Genomic DNA, 20,411 nt, shown 5'->3' with positions numbered 1-20,411 from the left:
TGTAAACATTATCTCCTGCCTCTAATATTGTGCTTGTACCTGTAAAGTGATCATCAAGGTAAAGAACAGTGCTATCCAAACCATCAACAATAACTTTTAAAGTATATTCAGATTGTTGGTAACCTGTTGTGTACATTGAATACACCTCAGCTGCTTGTGGCATATCTCTTTGTTCGATACTCAAGTAAGTTCCGTTGTGGTCAATACCTAAGTTTTCGTAGAAGTTAATGGGCTTTACAGCATCAGCAGTTGTAAGCTCGTTGTTGTTTCCTTCTGCAAAGATAATTCCGAAGCTATCGTGTAGTGATCCTTCATTGTTGAAGTTTTCAGTAGTATATAATTGTACAGTCAACATATCATTCATTGTTGCTGGACGGCTTGTAGCTGTAAAATTCCCTGGCGCTTTGTCACTTTCGTTAAAGACAACCGAAGAAGCGCCGGCCGCTAAAGTCGCTACTTGTGCTCCCTGTCCTGGTTGTAAGAACTGGTTGGCAACAGAGCCAGATGTGTTTGTTCCTTCAGGAAGCATTACGGTAACATACGATCCGTGAGCTCCAAGTTCAGAATCATATACATAGTAATGACCAGGGTTTAGGTTTGTAGAAGCAGCAAATACACTATTAACATCTACCGCACTTTGGTATGGGTTACCAAACATTAAAATATCTCCTGCATTTGAAGTTGCATAGTTCTGAGTGCTAGTTCCAGTAAACAATGAACCTGTAGCACGAAGTACAGTTTCACCAGCAGCTAAATCATTAGTTAAGTCAATACTTCTGTCGCCACGAACAAACAATAAATAAGCATCACCGGCCGTCAATGTATTTACATCAGTATTTGCAACTGCTTCAAACATTTGTGCAGCTACATTCACACTGAACATAGAATAGTTTCCTGTAATTGTACCGTCAAAACCATTCATTTGGTCAGTTGTAGCACCTGTAATATGTGTTCCAAAACCTGGATTTGGATTGTCGGTATTGCTAGTAGCACCTTCTTGCCAGTTATCGTGGATAGTAGAAGTGGTAGTAACCGCGCTACTTATCATTCTATAAGAACGCTTGTTTTTCATGTAACGCTCAACTGTTACATCTCCTGTTATAGAAGAAGTTCCAAGTACTTCCGCCAATTCTCCGTTGCTTGTTGCAGTGCTAACAAATACAAGCGATCCGTTGTTGATGATGTCTCCAGCAATACTAAGTACGCTTTCAACGTTTAAAGTTGCTCCTTCATTGATAGTGATATTACGAGCTTCTACATCTGAAGTAAAAGTAGCAACACCGTCACTAACAACTATGTCATCAGCACTAGTAGATACACCACTAGGATCAAAAGGACTCCAAGCACCGCTTGAATATACATAACCTTCCATTTCTTGAATATCAAGATTAAAATCCCTTAGTCGAATACTTCCAGAACCGCTGGTCATTTCAAACTTGATACGACCGTTAGCTCCATTTAAAGATGACAAATCGATCAATTGTTCAAAAGTAGTATAGTTACTGCTTTCAATAGCAAAAGTAGTTACCGTAGTATAATTAACACCATTGTCATCGGATACGGAAACGGTTAGTTCTCGACCTGATCCAGATCCGTACGTTCTCATAGAAGCACTTACGACTAAAGCATTATAATTTGAAAAATCAATAGCAGCAGTAGTCATACTACCAGTTAGGTCTATTCTTAAATAATTTGTTATTGCAGTGTTATTGAATATAAAACCATAACCAACTGCTTCGTCGTAATCTGTTTGGCTTCCAAAAGCATTAGAATAAGGTATTGTGAAAGGAAGTGGGTCCTCAACAGTATAAGATTGCTCAGGGCTATTTGAAGTTTCAGGCGTTTCGTGAGCGTCTGTGGCTTGAATTTCGTAATAAACTGTTGTGCCATCTGCTTGTGCAGGAATAGCACTGTTTAGCATATACGTATCGCCAGCATCTAAACTCATTGCGATGATATTCGTTAAACTACCGCTTGTTGTTCCCCAATGTAGTTCTACTGAAGCAATGCCGTCACCATCTACGACATCTGCAATAACCATTACATCGTCTGATGAGGTAACTGTTGTGCTGCTTGGAGTTTGGTCTATGTTTGTAATAAACGGTCCTGTATTTCCTTCTCCTTCACCAAAAGCAGTCCAAGTAATATCATCGACAATTACTTGTTTGCTCGTAGTATTTCTAATTTCTATAGTAAAATCCCCTTCGATATTAATTCCAGAGACAGTAAAAATATGCTCGTCATAATCATCAAAAGCTGTTGAAGTACCTTGAGAAATACCGTTCACAAATAATTCAACCTGACGGTCACCACCACCTGTAAAACCTTTGTATAGCTTTACACTAAAGTCACCAATTCCATTTGGAATTAAACTAGAAGTAACTTTACTGTCATCGGAAGACCTTCTCAGCATTAATGCAGGAGCGGTAACACCTGTTGTACCGTTGTCATCGCGAGATTCTACATACGACCATGTAATGTCGTTATTTCCAACGAAAGAACTAGTTGAGTAACCACCACCTGCGTTTGAATTTGTAAAATCTTCAAGTCCCTGTGCCCACCCAATAGATGCGGCAAAAAATAACAGAACTAGTAAGCTGCCTGTTTTCAAGCGTTTGCGTAAAATTGAACCCATAATCTTTTTCTAAAATTTTTAGTTAATATTTATAATTGTGCAAAGATATGAAATATAGTACGCTATTTTTCACTAAAACACAGGTTTGGACTTTAATAACCTTTTAATAATGTAGCCAGTCTTTAGGAAGCATAGTTTACGCAAAACTTGTTTTTATTTTTTCATTCAAGGAGATGGTGTTTTGTGTTAATGGCTAGTTGTTTTAGAGACGGTTCATGCTCTATACAGCTTCTTTATATATTCGAGGATTGTTCGAGAATCCTTCGTAAAAACGTCGATTTATTGAAGGTGTCTCGAAGGAATCTCGAACCAGTCTCGAACAAGGTTAGAGGTAAACACGAGTAAAAGATGAAGGAGTGTCGATGGATTCGGGCGCGAATTACACTGTTTTTTTGAGAACTTCGCTCACTATCTTGACACAGCAGGACATTTAAACAAATCTCGGAACATTCAAAAAAAGTAGTGTTTTAAAAACCCAAAAATTCAATTCCTAAATCCCATTTCTTGAATACCAAACAGAAAAAAGAACCCATTACAGGTTCTTTTCTCATTTTAATTAACAAACAAAACACTAACCAAAATAACTAACATCTTTGTTTGCAAAAGCAAGTATTAGCTTCAGCAATTACTCTTTTATCAATCTAAGCGTACTTGTTTCTTCACCGTGTTTTAAAGTAACTAAGTAAACCCCAGATGCAATATTCTCGTCCATTGGTACTGTTACTGTGTTTGAACGACAGTCTAAAGTCTGCTTATAGATATTTTTCCCTATTAAATCGCTAATGCTAACTGACAATTGCTCTCCGTTTAATTTTGGTGCCTTGATATAGAATGTATCTCCGTTCAATGGGTTAGGGAAGAGGCGGATGCCTGAAAGTAGGTTGTTGTCATCAACTCCCAAGCGTTGTTCTGAACCTATTGAGAAACGGTTGGTTGCAATACTCAACGACTTGTCACCATTCACAGTAAAACTGTAGGTGTTTTCTCCAGTTTCTAAAAGTGTACGCGTTCCTGTGAAGGAATCAATAAGATAGAATTCGGTAGTTTCTAATCCATCGATAACCATTTTAAAGGTGTAATTGGTGTGTTGATAACCAGAAGTGTATAACGAATATTCTTCGCCCGCTTGTGGCATTTCTCTTTGTTCGATACTCAAGTACGTTCCGTCGTGGTCAATACCAAGGTTTTCGTAAAAGTTCATTGGCTTTACAGCATCAGCAGGGGTGAGGCTGTTGTCGTTTTCTTCAGCGAACACAATTCCGAAACTATCGTGTACCGATCCTCCATTGTTATAGTTTTCGTTAGTATATAATTGTACGGTTAGCATATCGTTTGCTAACAATGGGCGATTGGTTGCCGTAAACTGCCCTGGAGTTTTATCGCTTTCTTTAAACACTACAGATGAGGTGCCCGCTGCAGCGGTTGCTACCTGAGCGCCTTGCCCTGGTTGTAAAAAATGACTTGCAGCAGAACCCGAGGTGTTTGTTCCTCCCGGAAGCTCGATTGTTACATAAGCCCCATTATCTCCAAGGGTTGGGTCGTAAACATAATACATATTAGCGTTCAGGTTGGAGGAATTAGCAAACACCGTATTTATGTCAACTGCACTCTGATATGGATTCCCAAACATCACAAAATCTCCCGCGTCTTCTGAAGCAAAATTTTGGGTTTGTGTGCCAGTAACTAGTGAACCCGTGGCGCGAAGCACGGTTTCGCTAGAGGCTAAGTTGTCTCCAAGATTAATGGCTCTATCTCCTCTAACAAATAACAGATACGGACTTCCTGCTGTTAGGGTGTTTGCATCGGTATTTGCAATTGCTTCGAATTGTTGGGTAGCTACATTTACAGTAAACATTGAAGGGTTTCCTGTGGTAGTGCCGTCAAAGCCGTTTTGTTGGTCTATGGTGCTGCCTGTAATGTGTGTTCCATAACCAGCTACAGGATTATCCATATTGCTAATTGCACTTTCCTGCCAGTTATTGTGAATAGAGGTGTTTGTAGTAACCGCAGGACTCACCATTCTGTAAGAGCGCTTATTGCTCATATAACGATGCACGGTAGCATCACCGGTAATATTTGAAGTTGCTCCCATAGCAGCCAATTCTCCATTACCAGTAGCAGTGCTCAGAAAAATTAGATCACCATTAATTTCGATGTCTTTCACAGCTTTAATAGTGGTGCCCTCAGAAACGGTAAGCGTAGCTCCTGTGTTTATTTCAATGCCACAAGCGTTTATGCTTCCAAGTGTAGTGTTGTAATCATCGGCAAAAATGGCTTTCTTGCTGGGGGTAGGGGTGCCATTGCTCCATCCATCAGCTAGTGTATAGGTAGTAGTTTCAGGACAAAAGTTGCAACCTGATTCGCGACCTCCATCAAAAATATTCCAACCATAAGTAGTTATAATAGCTTGTCGTTCTATTGAGCTTGTACAGTACTGGCTATTTCCGCCATCAAATGTTACATTGTTTTGCAGGGGCAAGGCACTCCAACCAGTAAGTAAGGCGTCATAATTGGCAGTAGATAAGGTTGCGCCAAGAAACATCCAGGTCATATCCATAACGTTCGATACATCCCAGCTTCCGATGTTCTGATCGAAGGCATTAGCTTCATAAAACATCATCCCCATATCTGTTACATTGGCTACATTCCAGTTTCCAATATCTTGGTTAAAGACCTCTGCATGATGAAACATTCTATACATATTTGTTGCATTTGATACATTCCAGTTTCCTATGCTTTGGTTGAAGGCAATGGCATACGAAAACATCTCAGTCAAATCCATTAGACTGGACACATTCCAGCTTCCAATGTTTTGGTTAAAAACAGCTGCTTGGTAAAAAATGAATGACATATCTGTTACGCTCGATACATTCCATCCACCAATATTTTGGTTGAAGGTAGAGGCATAATAAAACATTTTACTCATATTTGTTACGTTAGTTACATTCCAACTTCCAATATTTTGGTCGAAGTCATAGGCATACCTGAACATATTGCTCATATCTGTAACATTTTCGACATTCCAGTTTGAAATACCTCCATTGAAAGAAGCAGCATCTTGAAACGTGGACACCATGGTGTTGACATTGCTTACATCCCAATCATTCAAATCTGAATTGAAGTTTGTACACCCAAAAAACATGGAATTAAAACTAGAATTGGCAGCCAATACGGGCGCATCTGTAGCAGATTCTGTGGTTAAATTTGAGCAACCTTTAAAGGCACTATCCATTCCCTGCCACACCTGCGTGCCCCATTGCTCAATGGTCAACAGTTTTTGGTCGTTGATGGCAATGCTATTTGCACTACCAAACTGGATAGCAGGAAAATCCCCAGTAATAGAAACCGTGTATATGCCAGCCGTGGTATATTGATGGGTAGCATCCGTAGTTTGAGCGGTAGAAATGTTTCCATCGCCCCAATCTACCGTATAGTTGTAGCCTGAAACAGCTGGATTTGTAGGGATGGTAATGCTTTCATTGGCAGTGGTGGTTTGCCAAGTGGTAATGAAGGCACTTGTAGGTTCCATTGAGCAGTTAAGACCGCCATCGGTAATTGTCCATCCGTATGTATCAATGAGTTCTTGGCGTTTTATATCGGCTGTGCAATATTGGTTGGTTCCGGCTCCAAAGGGTACATTGTTGGGGATGTCGTCTATACCATCACCGGCCACACCGCTACTATCGGTTGCCCAGCCAATTAGAATGGCATCATAATTTGCTGTTGATAGACTGGTACTCAAAAACATACCCTGCATAGCAGTTACATTGCCTACGTCCCAGTTGCCAATATTCTGATTAAAGGCAGTAGCCTCAATGAACATAGAGAACATCTTGGTCACGCTGCCCACATTCCAATTACCAATATCCTGATTGAATGCACTAGCCCCATAGAACATATAGCCCATACTGGTAACATTCCCCACGTTCCAATTCCCAATATCCTGATTGAATGCGGAAGCACCAGAGAACATAAATCCCATATCTGTTACGTTTACTACGTTCCAATTGCCAATATCTTGGTTGAAACTGGAAGGAGAATCAGATGCAAACATTCCATTCATATTTGTTACATTAGATACATTCCAACTACCGATATTTTGGTTAAAACTTAAAGAATTATAGAACATCCAGGACATATCCAAAACATTTGAAACGTCCCAATTTCCTATATTTTGGTTAAAGACGTTAGCATAAGAAAACATACTGCTCATATCCGTAACATTTTCTACATTCCAATTACTTACATCGCCGTTGAAAGCTGAAGCATTATCAAACATGCTATTTACATTGGTAACATTTTCTACATTCCAGTTGCTTACATCGCCGTTAAATGTAGAAGCGCCCCTGAACATATTGCTCATATCCGTTACATTTGACACGTTCCAGTTGCTCAAATCTCTGTTAAAAATGGAGGCGTCACTAAACATCCAGCTCATATCCGTTACATTTTCTACATTCCAATTGCTTACATCGCCGTTAAAACTACTAGCGCCATAAAACATAAAACTCATATCGGTAATGTTTGAGACGTTCCAGTTGCTCACATTTCCGTTAAAATTATTAGCTTCCGTAAACATTAAACTAATATCAGTTACCGCAGTTAGATTTGGTGAGTCTGTATAATTACCCTGTAAATTAGTACAGCCATAAAAAGCCCGTGTCATAGTAGTCCAGTTTCCAGTTCCCCACTGCTCAATAGAGGTGATTTTCTCTTTACTGCCAAAATTGTTAAAAAAAATAGCAGGGAATTCTCCCGTAATAGAAACCGTATATGTGCCAGCCGTGGCATACGTATGGGTAGCATCACCCGTTTGAGGGGTAGAAGTACTCCCATCGCCCCAATCTACCGTATAGTTGTATCCTGAAACATTTGGATTTGTAGGGATGGTAATGCTTTCATTGGCATTGGTGGTTTGCCAAGTGGTAATGAAGGCGTCGGTGTTACTAGCGCAATTTGGGTCTAAACCGCCATCGGTAACGGTCCAGTTATTCGGTGCGTTTGTTAATATATCTCTGGCGGCCGTTGCGCAATAGGTGTTATATCCTGCGTGAAAATCTACATTTGGTTGCAATGTTTGTGTGCTCCAACCATTTAATAAGGCATCATAATTTGCAGTGGATAGAGTTACTCCGTCAAACATTCTATCCATATCCGTAACATTTTCAACATTCCAGCTACTTACATCGCCATTGAAAGCAGAAGCATGCAAAAACATATACTTCATATTAGTTACGTTGGCTACATTCCAATTACTTACATCGCCATTAAACGCAAGGGCAGCAAGAAACATATAGCTCATGTCAGTTGCGTTGGCTACATTCCAATTGCTTACATCGCCATTAAAAGCAGAAGCTTCCCAAAATATTCCCATCATACTAATCACGTTTTCAACATTCCAGTTGCTTACATTGCCATTAAAAACAGTTGCATCGCGAAACATCATTCTCATATCAGTTACCGAACTTAGGTTTGGTGCATCTGTATAACTACCCTGTAAATTAACACATCCCTGAAATGCCCGGCTCATTGATTTCCATGTTCCTGTTCCCCACTGATCAATAGAAATAATTTTATTTTTATTATTGCTGTAAAAAAAACAGATAGATGGGAATTCTCCAGTGATAGAAACCGTATGTGTGCCAGGCGTAGCATACGTATGGGTAGCATCACCCGTTTGAGCGGTAGAAGTATTGCCATCGCCCCAATCTACGGTATAGTTGTAGCCTGAAAGAGCTGGATTTGTGGGGATGGTAATGCTTTCATTGGCGTTGGTGGTTTGCCAAGTAGTGATAAAGGCTGCTCCTGTACAATCCAAATTATCTCCCGTAAATGTCCATCCATCATTATCTATCATATTTTGGCGAGCTAATTCTCCATTACAATAATTTAAACCTGTTGCTCCTAAAGTAACATTGGGTTTTAGATTTAAAGCATTCCACCCATTTAAGGTAGAATCATAATTAGTTGTAGACAAATTTGAATCTGTGAACATATTTGTCATATTTATCACATTACTTACATCCCAATTTCCAAGTGAAAAATCAAAGGATCCTGCCCTGTTGAACATATTGTTCATATTAGTTACGCTACTAACATCCCAACCACTAATGTCTTGATTAAAGACGCTTTTAAAAAACATATGCTCCATATTAGTTACATTACTAACATTCCAACTACTAATGTCTTGATTAAACATATTGTGAATTTCAGGAATATCTGCTCCTAACATATAGCTCATATCTGTTACATTACTAACATCCCAACCACTAATGTTTGAAATCGTTCCGGTAATATCATAAAACATATAGCTCATGTCTGTAATGGTGCTTACATCCCAGCTGGCTAAATTTCCAATATAAGCACTAGTATCACGAAACATTTCCGAAGCATTTGTAACATTTGATAGATCTGGAACATCCGTAGCATTATAATTCATAAACACGCAGTTACTAAACATTGCCTCCATACTTGTCCACGCATTATTTCCCCATTGCTCAATAGACCTCAGTTTAAATGCATCGCTATTGGCATTCATATAAAAATGAGGAAACAACCCCGTAATTTCCACTCTATATTTATCACTAGAAGTAACACCTGAAATTAAGTAATCTCCGGTTAGGTTAGTCGCAGATCCATCTCCAATGCCTGGATTATCAAGATTTGTCCAAGTTATATTATAATTATAAAGGCCGCTCGCAGGGTTGGTTGGTATTGTATAGCTACTCCCTTTCCAAGTGGTGATAAAGGCATCGGCTGGTTGTGATACAGGACATATAGAAATGTCAATACTTGTGCACTCATCACCACCATCGCCATCCAATACAAGAAGTACGGGTTCGCCAGCAGTTAAAGTAGCTTGAAATGTGCTTGTGGTTCCAGCCTGAAGAAATCCGCACCCCTTTGAAGTATACGGGCCTCCACAGGTACCGCTTAGTAACCCAGCCTGAAGCCCAGAATTATAAGGGCTACAGGTGCTTAATACAGCTGTAACCTCGTGAGGGCCCGAAACAGTAGGAGTGTAGGTATACCATACGGTGTTTTCTACCGAAAGTGCGCAAATACTCATTGGGTCAAATGAATCTTCAGAACCTAAATCTGCTGTCGAACCTATGTTATTCCCACTTTTTACTAAACAAGAAGTTAGCACGGTTGGGGATGCACAGGAATCACTTTGTGCAATACCATTTAGAGCCATTGAGCATACTAAAAATAAAAAGTATATATTTTTCATAATCGCTAATTTTCGCTGATTTTTTATCGGAAATTTATTTAATAATGCAAGTTATGTTGAATTAAATAAATTTACGCAAAACAAGTCGTTTTGTGAAGTAATACCCTTTTTTTGTGAAGTATGGGTGTTTTTTTACGTTTAAATTGAATTTATGCTAAATTATCTGTTGCTGTTTAAAAACTGATTCTTCACTATTTCGAATAAACAAGGCTGACTTTTCATCTTTAACTTTTATTTTTACGTATTACAAGCCTTTTTGAGATATGTTTACTAAAATTGAGATATCTGTATGAATTATTGGTTATATGGGGGCTTATGGGTGTGGGTGATGTGGTTTTATGAGTGGTTGTTTGAAAAAGTATTACTTGTTTTTTAGTTGTGCCTGGTGCCAATAAAATTGAATAAACCAATCAAGCTGAAAGTAGATTCGTATTTTAAACTTGAGATTAATTACTCTTAACCATAGTGCTAAGCTTCACGCGAAACGGGATAAACAGTTTAATTTATATCATAGAAATCAGTAAAAAAATCAGCATATTGAATATTCAGAATTATTGAAATTAATAATCCACATATTGTTTTTCGCCATTGGCTTTTCTTGCATTTCGCAAAATGAGTTAGTGCAAACGAATTTGGAAAACAGCTATCCGATAGAAACATCGGAAGATTTCAATAAACTTCGACCGCAAATTCAGCAGCTGGCATCTCATAAAGAAGAAGATTTTTACTGGTCTACTAAACTTCTTAATACGCTGAAAAGTGCGAAAACTTGGGCTGAAAATCAGGGAAGCGAAACACAAGAACTTTTATCACAGTATTATTTGTTGATATATTACGACAACCGATTAAAAGATGACCTTGTTGTTTCTATTGGTGAAAAATTACTGATACAGCCAGAGTTTTTGGAGCTGCCTGAAAGTGTTTATGCGCTTTTGGCTATTAATTCTAGTTATCGGCGCAAAGGATATTACCAACAACAACTTAACATCCTGAACCTTCTGATTGAACAAAATGAGAAATTCAATTACTTGGTTTGGCCCAAAACCTACGGGTATTTTAATGAGTTAGCCCTTATTTATTATAATTTGGGACAGTACACACTTGCCCGTAACAATTATAAAAAGCAAGCAGACGTGTTTCTAAAGGCTGACAATTTTTTTCGAGCCAGCAGTATGTTCAATAATATTGGATTAACCTTTGCAAAGCAGGAAAAACCCGATAGTGCGCTTATTTTTTACAGAAAAGCAATTCAAATTTTGGGTCGAAACGATCTTAAAGACCACTATTTTTCCGAAGAATATATAAATCATTTTAAGAATGTAGTTGCATCGAATATCGTTAAAGTTGATATAGAAGGCGCAGGTTTTAACAAGAAGGAACAAGCGTTTAAAAATGAATTGGCTTCAAGCAAAGCTGTAAAGGAACCCAATACCGCAGCCCAAGTTTATCAAAATCTTTCTGAGCTGTATTATCATAACAATATGCTTGTATTAGCCCAAGCATACACGGATAGCACTTTAGCTTTTGAAAAATTTTTTCGAAACCCTGCCAATCGTAAAAATGCTTATTTATTAAAGGCGAAAATAAGCTTGGCACAAGAGGAGAATGAAAAGGCGCTAAATTATTTTGAGCAAAGTTTAGCTTTAATCGATTCGTTAAACAAAGCCAAGGATGAAAAAAGCTACGCTGAGGCAACGGCAAAATTCAATTTTGTTAAAACAGGGGAGGCATTAGAAAAAAATAAAAAACTGCTTCAACAAAAAGAAGAAGCTAATTTTATTCAACTTGTTTTTCTATGTATAGTAATATTGTTGGGATTCATTATTGGCTTTATGCTCTATAAGGCTATAAAAGCAAACAAAATTATTGCCAATCAAAAAGATGCACTTCAAAAAGGTTTAAATGAAAAGGGGATTATGCTAGATGAAATTCACCATCGAATTAAAAATAATTTACAAGTAGTGTCCGGTATTTTGGAGTTGCAACGTGGTAAAATTGACTCTAAAAAGCACGCAAAAATCTATGAGGAATCTCAAGCCTATTTGCAAAGTATGTCTATGATTCACGAACTGCTTTATGAACAGGAAGGGGTTTCAAAACTCGATATGCAAGCCTACTTAAAAAAGCTAGGCCATTTGCTTATAGATAGTTATCCAAATATCGATATTGGTTACAATGTTTCGGCTCCTACAGTGCAGTTAGATGTAAAAAAAGCAACTCCTTTAGCATTGATTATCTGTGAATTGATAACAAATTCGCTTAAACACGCTTTTGATGAAACAGGGACAATAGATATAACCCTTTCTAAGAACAAAGGTATATATATCCTAGACTATTCAGATAGTGGAAGTGGTTTTAATAACATCAATAATTCAAACTATTACAATACGGGGCTCAATTTGATTATTATGCTTGTAGAAGATCTTGATGGCACTGTAAAGTTTACGAATAATAACGGATTTAACTGCAACATAACCTTTACAGATTAATATGGAAAATCAAAATTTTTACATTGTAGAAGATATGGGAGTAACGCGGGCAGCACTGGTTTCAGTATTGCAGCGCGCGGGTTACCAATATGTAGGAAGCGCTTCTGCTGCCGAAAATGCTTGGTTAGAAATTCCACAAAAAAATGTGACAGTGGTGATTATAGATGTCAATTTAAAAGGTGCTAAAGACGGTATTTGGTTGGCTAAAAAAATAAGAGAATCTCTGAATTGTGCCATCGTTTTCTTGACGGCTTATGGCAGTGATGCAATGTTAGAGGAAATTCATAGTACAGACCCCGACGGGTATATAATGAAGCCATTCAATAATCCCACATTAATATCATCTGTAAAAATGGCTTGCAGAAATCTTCAGAAGCGAAACAAAGAGAAGAATCCCGTAAAAGTCATTCCTACGATTATCAAATCTAGAAGTGGGTTAGTGAAAATCAATAAAGCCGATTTGGTTTACCTCAAGTCTGAAGGAAACTACGTTCACTTAAAAATAGCTTCAATAACACATGAAGTACGTGGAAAATTAGATGAGGTTTTAAAAATGTTAGATTATGAAAATCTATACCGAATTCATAGAAGGTACGCCGTGAATGTTGAAAAAATTAAGGCTATAGATAGAAACTCAATCTTAGTTTCAATAAACAAAGAATTACCTGTTTCAAAATCGTTTAATTACGAAGAGTTGATTAAAAGACTAAACTTAGATTTAAAGTAAAATAGGGGTCAGGTATTTTACTGTTGACTTATTTTCAGACTGGCTAAAGTAGCATCTTTATCAGTCTTGTTTTCTTCAAAATCACTGCTCCGTATTTTCACGCAAAGTCGCAAAGTTTTTCGTTAAGGCCACAAAGGGTTATTTATTCTCTTTTGATTTCGCTTTGGATTTGGATTTCATCTTCAACTACATCTTCAAAAAAAAGAGGGCTCCACAATTGGAACCCTCTCTTCAAACAAACCACCTAATAAAACTAATCTATTAGAACATTCAGAGTTTTACTCCTTCAATTCTTTTATCCGCTTTCGTAAACCAATACAGACTCCAGCAATGAGGCCAATACTCAAGAAACCGTCAATAGGGGCATCTGGGATATTTGGATCTCCTCCAGGTAATCCTATCTGGGCGGTTGCGGTTATACTTCCAATAAGCATTAGACCGGTAAATAGTAATAAGGCTTTTTTACTAATGGTGCTATTGCTTACTTTCATATTATTTATTTTAGTTTTCATATTAATTCTGTTTTAAAGATTCTTATTCCTTAATTAATCTGTAAGTATAAGTCTCTCCACCGTGCTTTAACGTAACTAAGTAAACACCAGACGCAATATTATCGCCCATTGGAACAGTTACTGTATTTGCTCGGCAGTCTAACGTTTGCTCGTAGATGCTTCTTCCAGCTACGTCGCTGATGCTAACTGACAATTGCTCTCCGTTTAACTTTGGTGCATTTATGTAGAATGTATCTCCGTTCAATGGGTTAGGGTAGAGGCGGATGCCTGAAAGTAGGTTGTTATCATCAACTCCTAAACGTTGCTCTGTATAGATTGAGAAACGATCGGTAGCAATGCTCATTGGTTCATTAGCGTCAACTTTAAATTTGTAGCTATTTTCTCCAGCTTCTAAAAGGATACGTGTACCTGTAAAGTGATCTGCAAGGTAGAAGTCATTAGCTTCTAATCCATCAACTACTACTTTCAATGTGTATTCAGCTTTCGTATAGCCTGCACTGTACAATCCATATTCGTCGCCTGCTTCTGGCATTTCTCTATGCTCAATACTCAAGTAAGTTCCGTTGTTGTTTACACCTAAGTTTTCGTAAAAGTTCATCGGCTTTGTAGCATCTGCAGCAGTAATTCTGTTGTCGTTGCCCTCTGCAAATACAATTCCGAAGCTATCGTGTACTGGACCTCCATTGTTGAAGTTCTCAGTTGTATATAGCTGAACGGTTAGCATATCGTTTGCAGCCATAGGGTTAGCGCTAGTCGAAGTGTACATTCCAGGAGCTTTAGCACTCTCGTTAAACACTACTGTTGCAGGACCAGTTACTTTAACCTGTGCGGCTTGACCTGGTTGTAAATATTGATTAGCACTAGAACCAGCTGTGTTCGATCCATCAGATAGATCTACGGTTACATACGATCCGTAAGTCCCGAGACTTGGGTCATAAACGTAGTAGAATCCTGGAGCAACATTAGTTGAAGCAGCAAATACACTGTTTATGTCAACAGCACTCTGATAAGGATTTCCGAACATAACAAAGTTGTTTGCAGATGCATCAGCAAAGCTTTGTGTGTTGGTACCTGTAACTAATGAACCAGTAGCACGAAGCACCGTTGAGCTAGATAAATTGTCGGATGGATCAGTCAGATCAATGCTTCTATCTCCACGAACAAACAATAAATAGCCTTCACCTGCTGTCAAAGTGTTTACATTGGTATTACCAATAGCCTCAAACTGCTGTGTTGCAACATTAACCGTAAACATTGAAGCATTACCTGTAGCTGTAGCGTCAAAACCGTTCATTTGGTCTGTAGTAGTTCCTGTAATATGGGTTCCAAAACCTGGAGCTGGGTTATCTGAACTACTAGTAGCACCTTCTTGCCAGTTGTCGTGGATAGAAGAGGTTGTGGTTACTGCGCTACTTACCATTCTGTATGAACGCTTGTTTTTCATATAACGCTCTACGGTAACATTCCCTGAAATATTTGAAGTTCCTGATACCTCAGCAAGCTCTCCGTTTCCAGAATCACTACTTGCAAATACAAGGTTTCCATCATTAGTAATGTCACCACCCAAAGTAAGTACATTGTTAATTTCTAAAGTAGCACCAGACATAATAGTAAGGTTGTTTACTCCAGTATTTGCAGTAAGACTTGTTGTACCGTTTATTACATAAATGTCATCTGCTGTCGTAGCAACACCACTTGGGTTTTGAGGACTCCAAGTACCGTTTTCATAAACAAAACCGTCATATCCATCATCGTGTACTTCAATACCGAAAGTACCTGTGCTTGAACCATAACCATCAACTTGGATGTAATAGGTGTTCCCAGGCGTTAAGCCAGTCATTGTAGCTATAGATCTCCAATTATGACCAGTAGTTCCTCCTCCATCTTGATCACAGGCAATTTCTGCACCTAGGGTTAATAGGTCTGCACAATCTGTAGGAGCTTCATAAATAGTGACTTCAGTGTCATTCAAAGATCCACCCGCGATATCCGTAGTCACTGTTGCGTTTCCACTAAGTGGAGCTTCAAAGCTAAACCATACAGACATAATAGTACCATAAGCACAACTACCTTGTGGTTCGTTAGCTTGTGCAGTTGCGCCAACATTCGTATAAGCATCTCCAGCTGAACTTGCGCCCAAGGTTAAAGGTAAAGCATCACAAAGATCGTCATTAACTAAAGCTGAAGGCGTAGTAAAACTAAGTGGTCCTACGTATTCACTCAATCCAGGTTCACAGTTAGCGCGAACATATAAATCGTATTGTGTGTTAGCGTTTAATCCAGAAATCTGACCACCAGGTGAATTCGCATTTAACAAGCTAATTTCGTTGCTATCGCCTGGAGTATAACCAGGTGTTCCATAAGAAACAACCCATCTGGACTCAGTACCACCTGCTGTCCAATTTATAATAACTGAAGTTGCAGTTACCTGTACTAAATTAAGATTTGTAGGAGCAGCACAAGCTGGTGCTGGCACAAGGTTGATAGTATAATCTTCTACTTCTCCAATGTTAATATTCTCACACGGTGCAGGTATTCCTGGAGAATTACTCAAGGAAACACGCATTCTAGTAGTTATAGGGTTTACATCAGAAGGTAGAGTGAAGGAACCAGTAGCTACTACATCAGCCGTAGTTGCTATTGAAAAAACCCTTTCTGTAGCTTCAAATGTGCCGTTGTTGTTGTAGTCTATCCAAACAGCGTAATATGCAGGATAATCAGCATCAGAACCAGTGGTCAAGGAAATGGTGTATGTTGCACCAGCGGCTAAATCTGTACTTATATTTGTAAAATCAGAGTATCCACTTTCCGTTGAAGTATTGTTGATAGTATTTAAACTTACATTACTAATATGGAAGTTTGCAAGTGGATAATTTGCATAAGAATCACAATACGTTACTTCCACAGAATTAGTAGTGAAGGAAACCGCAGCTGAATATTCAGAAGGTGTTCCGTCTGTACACTTGCTTCTCACTTCAACTTCATATTCAGTTTCAGGATTAAGCCCTGTTACATCGTAGGTATTCGTTGCAATATCAAGTACATCAGACCAAGTAGAAGAAGCTACTTCACGGTATCTAAGGTCATAAGTCATCTCTGTAATTGACGTCCAAGTCACTGTCGCCGTTTCTTCAGCAACGTTAGTTACTGCAACATCCTGAGGTACTAAAGCAGTACAAGTAGCCTCCAAAAGCACAATCGTATAGTCTTCAACTTCTCCATTAACAATCGAGTCACACGGACCAGGCACTGTTTGTCCTGATGTCATAGAAACACGCATGGTTGTGGATAGTGGGTTACTATCTGCAGGAATTATGATGGAGCCTGTTGCAACTTCAACTGAACCTCCAGTGTACTCAAACACTTTTTCCGCTGCATCAAAAACGCCATTGTTATTATAATCTATCCAAACGCCATAAGAAGTCCAGTAATTTCCATCAGCAGAAGGAGTTAACGAAATTGTGTATGCTTCACCAGCAGTTAGCTCCGTACTAATATTTGTGAAATCAGAGTAAGTGCTTTCCGCTGAAGTATTGTTTATAGTATTTAAAGTTACATTACTTAAATAGTAATCACCTCTTGCAACACTACTAGAAGAGTCGCAATAAGTCACTACCATAGTAGTCGTAGTAAAAGAAATTGCAGTTGAATAATCTGAAGGTGTTCCGTCTAAACATTTACTTCTCACTTCAACTTCGTATTCAGTTTCAGGATTAAGTCCTGATACTTCGTATGAATTTGTTGAAATATCAAGTACATCAGACCAAGTAGAAGTGGCAACTTCACGATATCTTAGATCGTATGTCATCTCTGGGATTAACGTCCAAGTTACTGTTGCTGAATCATCGTTTATATTACTAGCACTAACATTTTGAGGTGTTTGAGCAATACAAGGTTCTGCTGTTTGAAGATTTATAGCATAGTCCTCAACTTCACCAAGAGATATTTCACCACAAGGATTTGATATTGCTGAATAGCTCAGTATAACACGCATGGTAGTTGTTGACGGATTCACATCCGAAGGTACAGTGAAGGAACCTGAAGCTACATTGTTAGCGACACCTTGGGTAGTGAATACTCTTTCAGATGTATTAAATACGCCATTGTTATTATAATCTATCCACACATTATAATAAGTTCTGTAATTAGCATCTGCGCCAGTAGTAAGTGCAATAGTATAGGTTTCACCAGCGGTTAATGTTGTGCTTATATTTGTAAAATCTGAATAGGTACTTTCGGTTGAGGTATTGTTTATTGTATTTAAAGTCACATTGCTTATATGATAATCTGATCTTGCCGATGAAGAGAAAGAAGCACAATAATCTAGTCCAGCAGTAGTGAAATTAAGCGTATTTGAGTAGTTTGAAGGTGTTCCCGATACACATTTACTTCTTACTTCCACTTCATATTCGGTGAAAGTGTTAAGTCCGGTAATTTCATAAGTATTAGAAGTAATGTCCGACACAGATGTCCAGGTCGAAACTCCTACTTTACGGTATCTCAAATCGTAGGTTGCTCCAGGAATTGGTGTCCAAGCAATAGTAGCGGTTTCTCCTTGAACCTCGAGAGTGTTAACTGCTTGTGGTACAGATGCAGTTGAGCAATCTACTTGTATTCCAGTAACAATAAGACTAAAAGCTTGACTTCCTCCAACTAAGGTTCCCTTGTGACTAATAGTTACAGTATATGTGCCGGAAGCATTGGCAACTTCAATGCGCTCGAACGGATCAACGTGGTTGTCTCCACTGTTGCTATTTGTTGTAGCAGAAGTGAGTCGCCATGGGTAGAAAGTAGTTCCGTTTTTTGAAACACGGATATCCAAATCATTCACTAGCGTTGGTGTAGGAGAGTTTAAAATATTGTTTATTTCTCCTTGTCTATCTGTCCAAGAGACGGAAGCAATTAAATCGTTAACGCCATCGGCATCCACTTGTAGTGTGATAGTTTGTCCTTGTGAGATTAGCATCTCGTACATAAGCGCACTAGTTCCATTTTGCGTTATGGTTTCTGCAGCACGTTTTGAGTTTAAAAGTCCCCATCCAAATCGAGCATCAGGCCCCACAGGTCCAGCATCGTCTGCAGTATGTAAAGCAAGTCCTTTTAAAGTAGCAGCTTTCATAAAATTGCTGTTCACTTTATTATAATGCTCTTGCAATAATAATAAAGAACCCGCAACATTTGGCGAAGCCATAGAAGTTCCAGTTTTAGTATCGTAGGCATTATTAGAAGTTTCAACAGTAGAATACACAAAATATCCATTTCCAGAAATGTCTGGTTTGATTCGTAGGTCGTCCGTTGGGCCTTGACTACTAGAAGAAGTAATGGCTACTGAAACTAAGTTTCCGTTACTATCTATAACTGCATCCTGGCTATTTGCCACAATCAGGTTGTTTTTTGCTGTTTGCCTATTGGTTAACATATCATAACCTGGCGCAAGGGGATGACCGTTAAAGTGGGTGTTATTTCCATCGTTTCCTGCTGCAACAACCATTAAATAATAAGGTGCGTTAAACATCAGGTTATCCCAAACTCGTGATAGATATTGATAAGATCCGAATAGTCTATCGTCTGAAACATTTTGAGCGTAAGTACCATAGGAATGGTTTGAAATTAACATTCCATTTGCTGCTTCTGTTGTTGCTTCAGCTAAGTCATCATTCCATTTATAGGCTTTTACGTTTGAACGTGGAGCCATCCCTTTAGCTTGGGGTTCAACACCCGAAGCACCTATTGTACCAGCAACGTGTGCAGCATGAGAGTTTAGTTGTAGACCGCCTTCTTCTGAGCTGTCCATAATTGAGAAGCGGTTAGTACCACCAGGTCCATCATACTCTTGATGCGTTGCTCGAGGATGTCCTCCATCCCAAACATAGGCAGTCATATTTTGGCCTTCGAGGTTGTAGCCTGTAGAACCACCAATGTTAAGGTGGTTTGTTCGTGTCGAATTTGCTGCATCGGCATTATAAGTGGTATTATAGAGAAGGGTGCCGTCTGGAAGAACTTCCTGCAACTCAACATACGAACCTTCTTTTGTAGTATAGGCAACAGGAATGTTCCTGGCTTTTGCAAATTCAATTGCTGCTTTTTTCTTCTTTGTCGACTCTTCTAGAGATTTGGCAGCTAGATCTCGAAGATACGCCTGGTCATACGACGCAGTGATTTTTTTAGCTTGTTCTGGTGTTTGAGCTGATGCTAAAGTACTGAAAAACATCAGGTTCAAAACCAAGAATCTTGTAGCTACGAGGTGTAGTTTTTTCATAATTCCGTGGTTTATTAAGTGAATTACAAAACTGATGTTTATATAAAAGTATAATCTAGGGGATAACCCTATTTAACTTTTGATTCGCATAAACAGGAGGTTTTTGAAGTTTTAAATCGTCATGCTTTTTCTTGAAGTTATAATTTCTCTCTAGGGCGCAAAGTATTTTTTGTCGTGAGTCTAAATGTCGTGGTGTAAATCGTCAAACTTCATCTTCATCCTCATCCATCCCCAAAAATAAAAAGCGGTTCCCGAGGGAGCCGATCTTCCAACTTTTAACCAATACTACGAAGTGTATTCTACTTTTCAGGTCGAAACCTCCCCCATATATTACGTGAATATCATTTCCAGTTTATTAATAAAACATAAACGGTATTAACCAACCAAAAATCTGAATATAATGTAGTTAGAATAAGGAATCTTAAATGAAGTTTAAAGCATAAACAAGTAGTAGGAGAAATGGTGGAACAGGAGAGAAGTCGTAATATAAACAAAAGTTACATTAGTCCAATTTAAGCATCTTACCCTTTCTTCTATTTTCTATGGTGATAATAT

The 20,411-nt window shown here is 38.5% G+C and carries 5 protein-coding genes and 1 pseudogene; 2 read left to right on the top strand and 4 right to left on the bottom strand.

Annotated features, from left to right (window positions below; all coding sequences use genetic code 11):
* Positions 1–2,635, bottom strand: a pseudogene (locus ACN0U3_RS10490) (hypothetical protein); the annotation flags it as partial.
* 625 nt (positions 2,636–3,260) lie between these two features.
* Positions 3,261–9,869 carry a BspA family leucine-rich repeat surface protein gene (locus tag ACN0U3_RS10485; protein ID WP_417266181.1) on the bottom strand — a complete coding sequence of 2,203 codons (6,609 nt, stop codon included), beginning with the start codon at positions 9,867–9,869 and terminating at the stop codon, positions 3,261–3,263.
* A gap of 554 nt (positions 9,870–10,423) precedes the next feature.
* On the opposite strand from ACN0U3_RS10485, the gene ACN0U3_RS10480 reads away from it, so the two are divergent.
* Both ACN0U3_RS10480 and ACN0U3_RS10475 read left to right on the top strand, forming a co-directional pair.
* Complete coding sequence (locus tag ACN0U3_RS10480) at positions 10,424–12,358, top strand: tetratricopeptide repeat-containing sensor histidine kinase (RefSeq protein WP_143036905.1); 1,935 nt, start codon at positions 10,424–10,426, stop codon at positions 12,356–12,358.
* A 1-nt stretch (position 12,359) separates the two neighbouring features.
* Entirely contained in the window at positions 12,360–13,085 is a 726-nt protein-coding gene (locus tag ACN0U3_RS10475; RefSeq protein WP_417266180.1) for a LytR/AlgR family response regulator transcription factor, read from the top strand.
* A gap of 278 nt (positions 13,086–13,363) precedes the next feature.
* On the opposite strand, the gene ACN0U3_RS10470 is transcribed toward ACN0U3_RS10475, so the two are convergent.
* Together ACN0U3_RS10470 and ACN0U3_RS10465 are read right to left on the bottom strand one after the other, a co-directional pair.
* Complete coding sequence (locus tag ACN0U3_RS10470) at positions 13,364–13,597, bottom strand: hypothetical protein (RefSeq protein ID WP_417266179.1); 234 nt, start codon at positions 13,595–13,597, stop codon at positions 13,364–13,366.
* Positions 13,598–13,619: 22 nt separating this feature from the next.
* Complete coding sequence (locus ACN0U3_RS10465; RefSeq protein ID WP_417266178.1) at positions 13,620–19,856, bottom strand: GEVED domain-containing protein; 6,237 nt, start codon at positions 19,854–19,856, stop codon at positions 13,620–13,622.
* Between the last annotated feature and the right edge of the window lie 555 nt (positions 19,857–20,411).

The sequence above is a fragment of the Brumimicrobium sp. genome, from assembly GCF_048268645.1.
In the GTDB taxonomy this organism is placed as follows: domain Bacteria; phylum Bacteroidota; class Bacteroidia; order Flavobacteriales_D; family Crocinitomicaceae; genus Brumimicrobium; species Brumimicrobium ulvae.
This window is presented reverse-complemented; position numbering and strand designations above follow the sequence as displayed.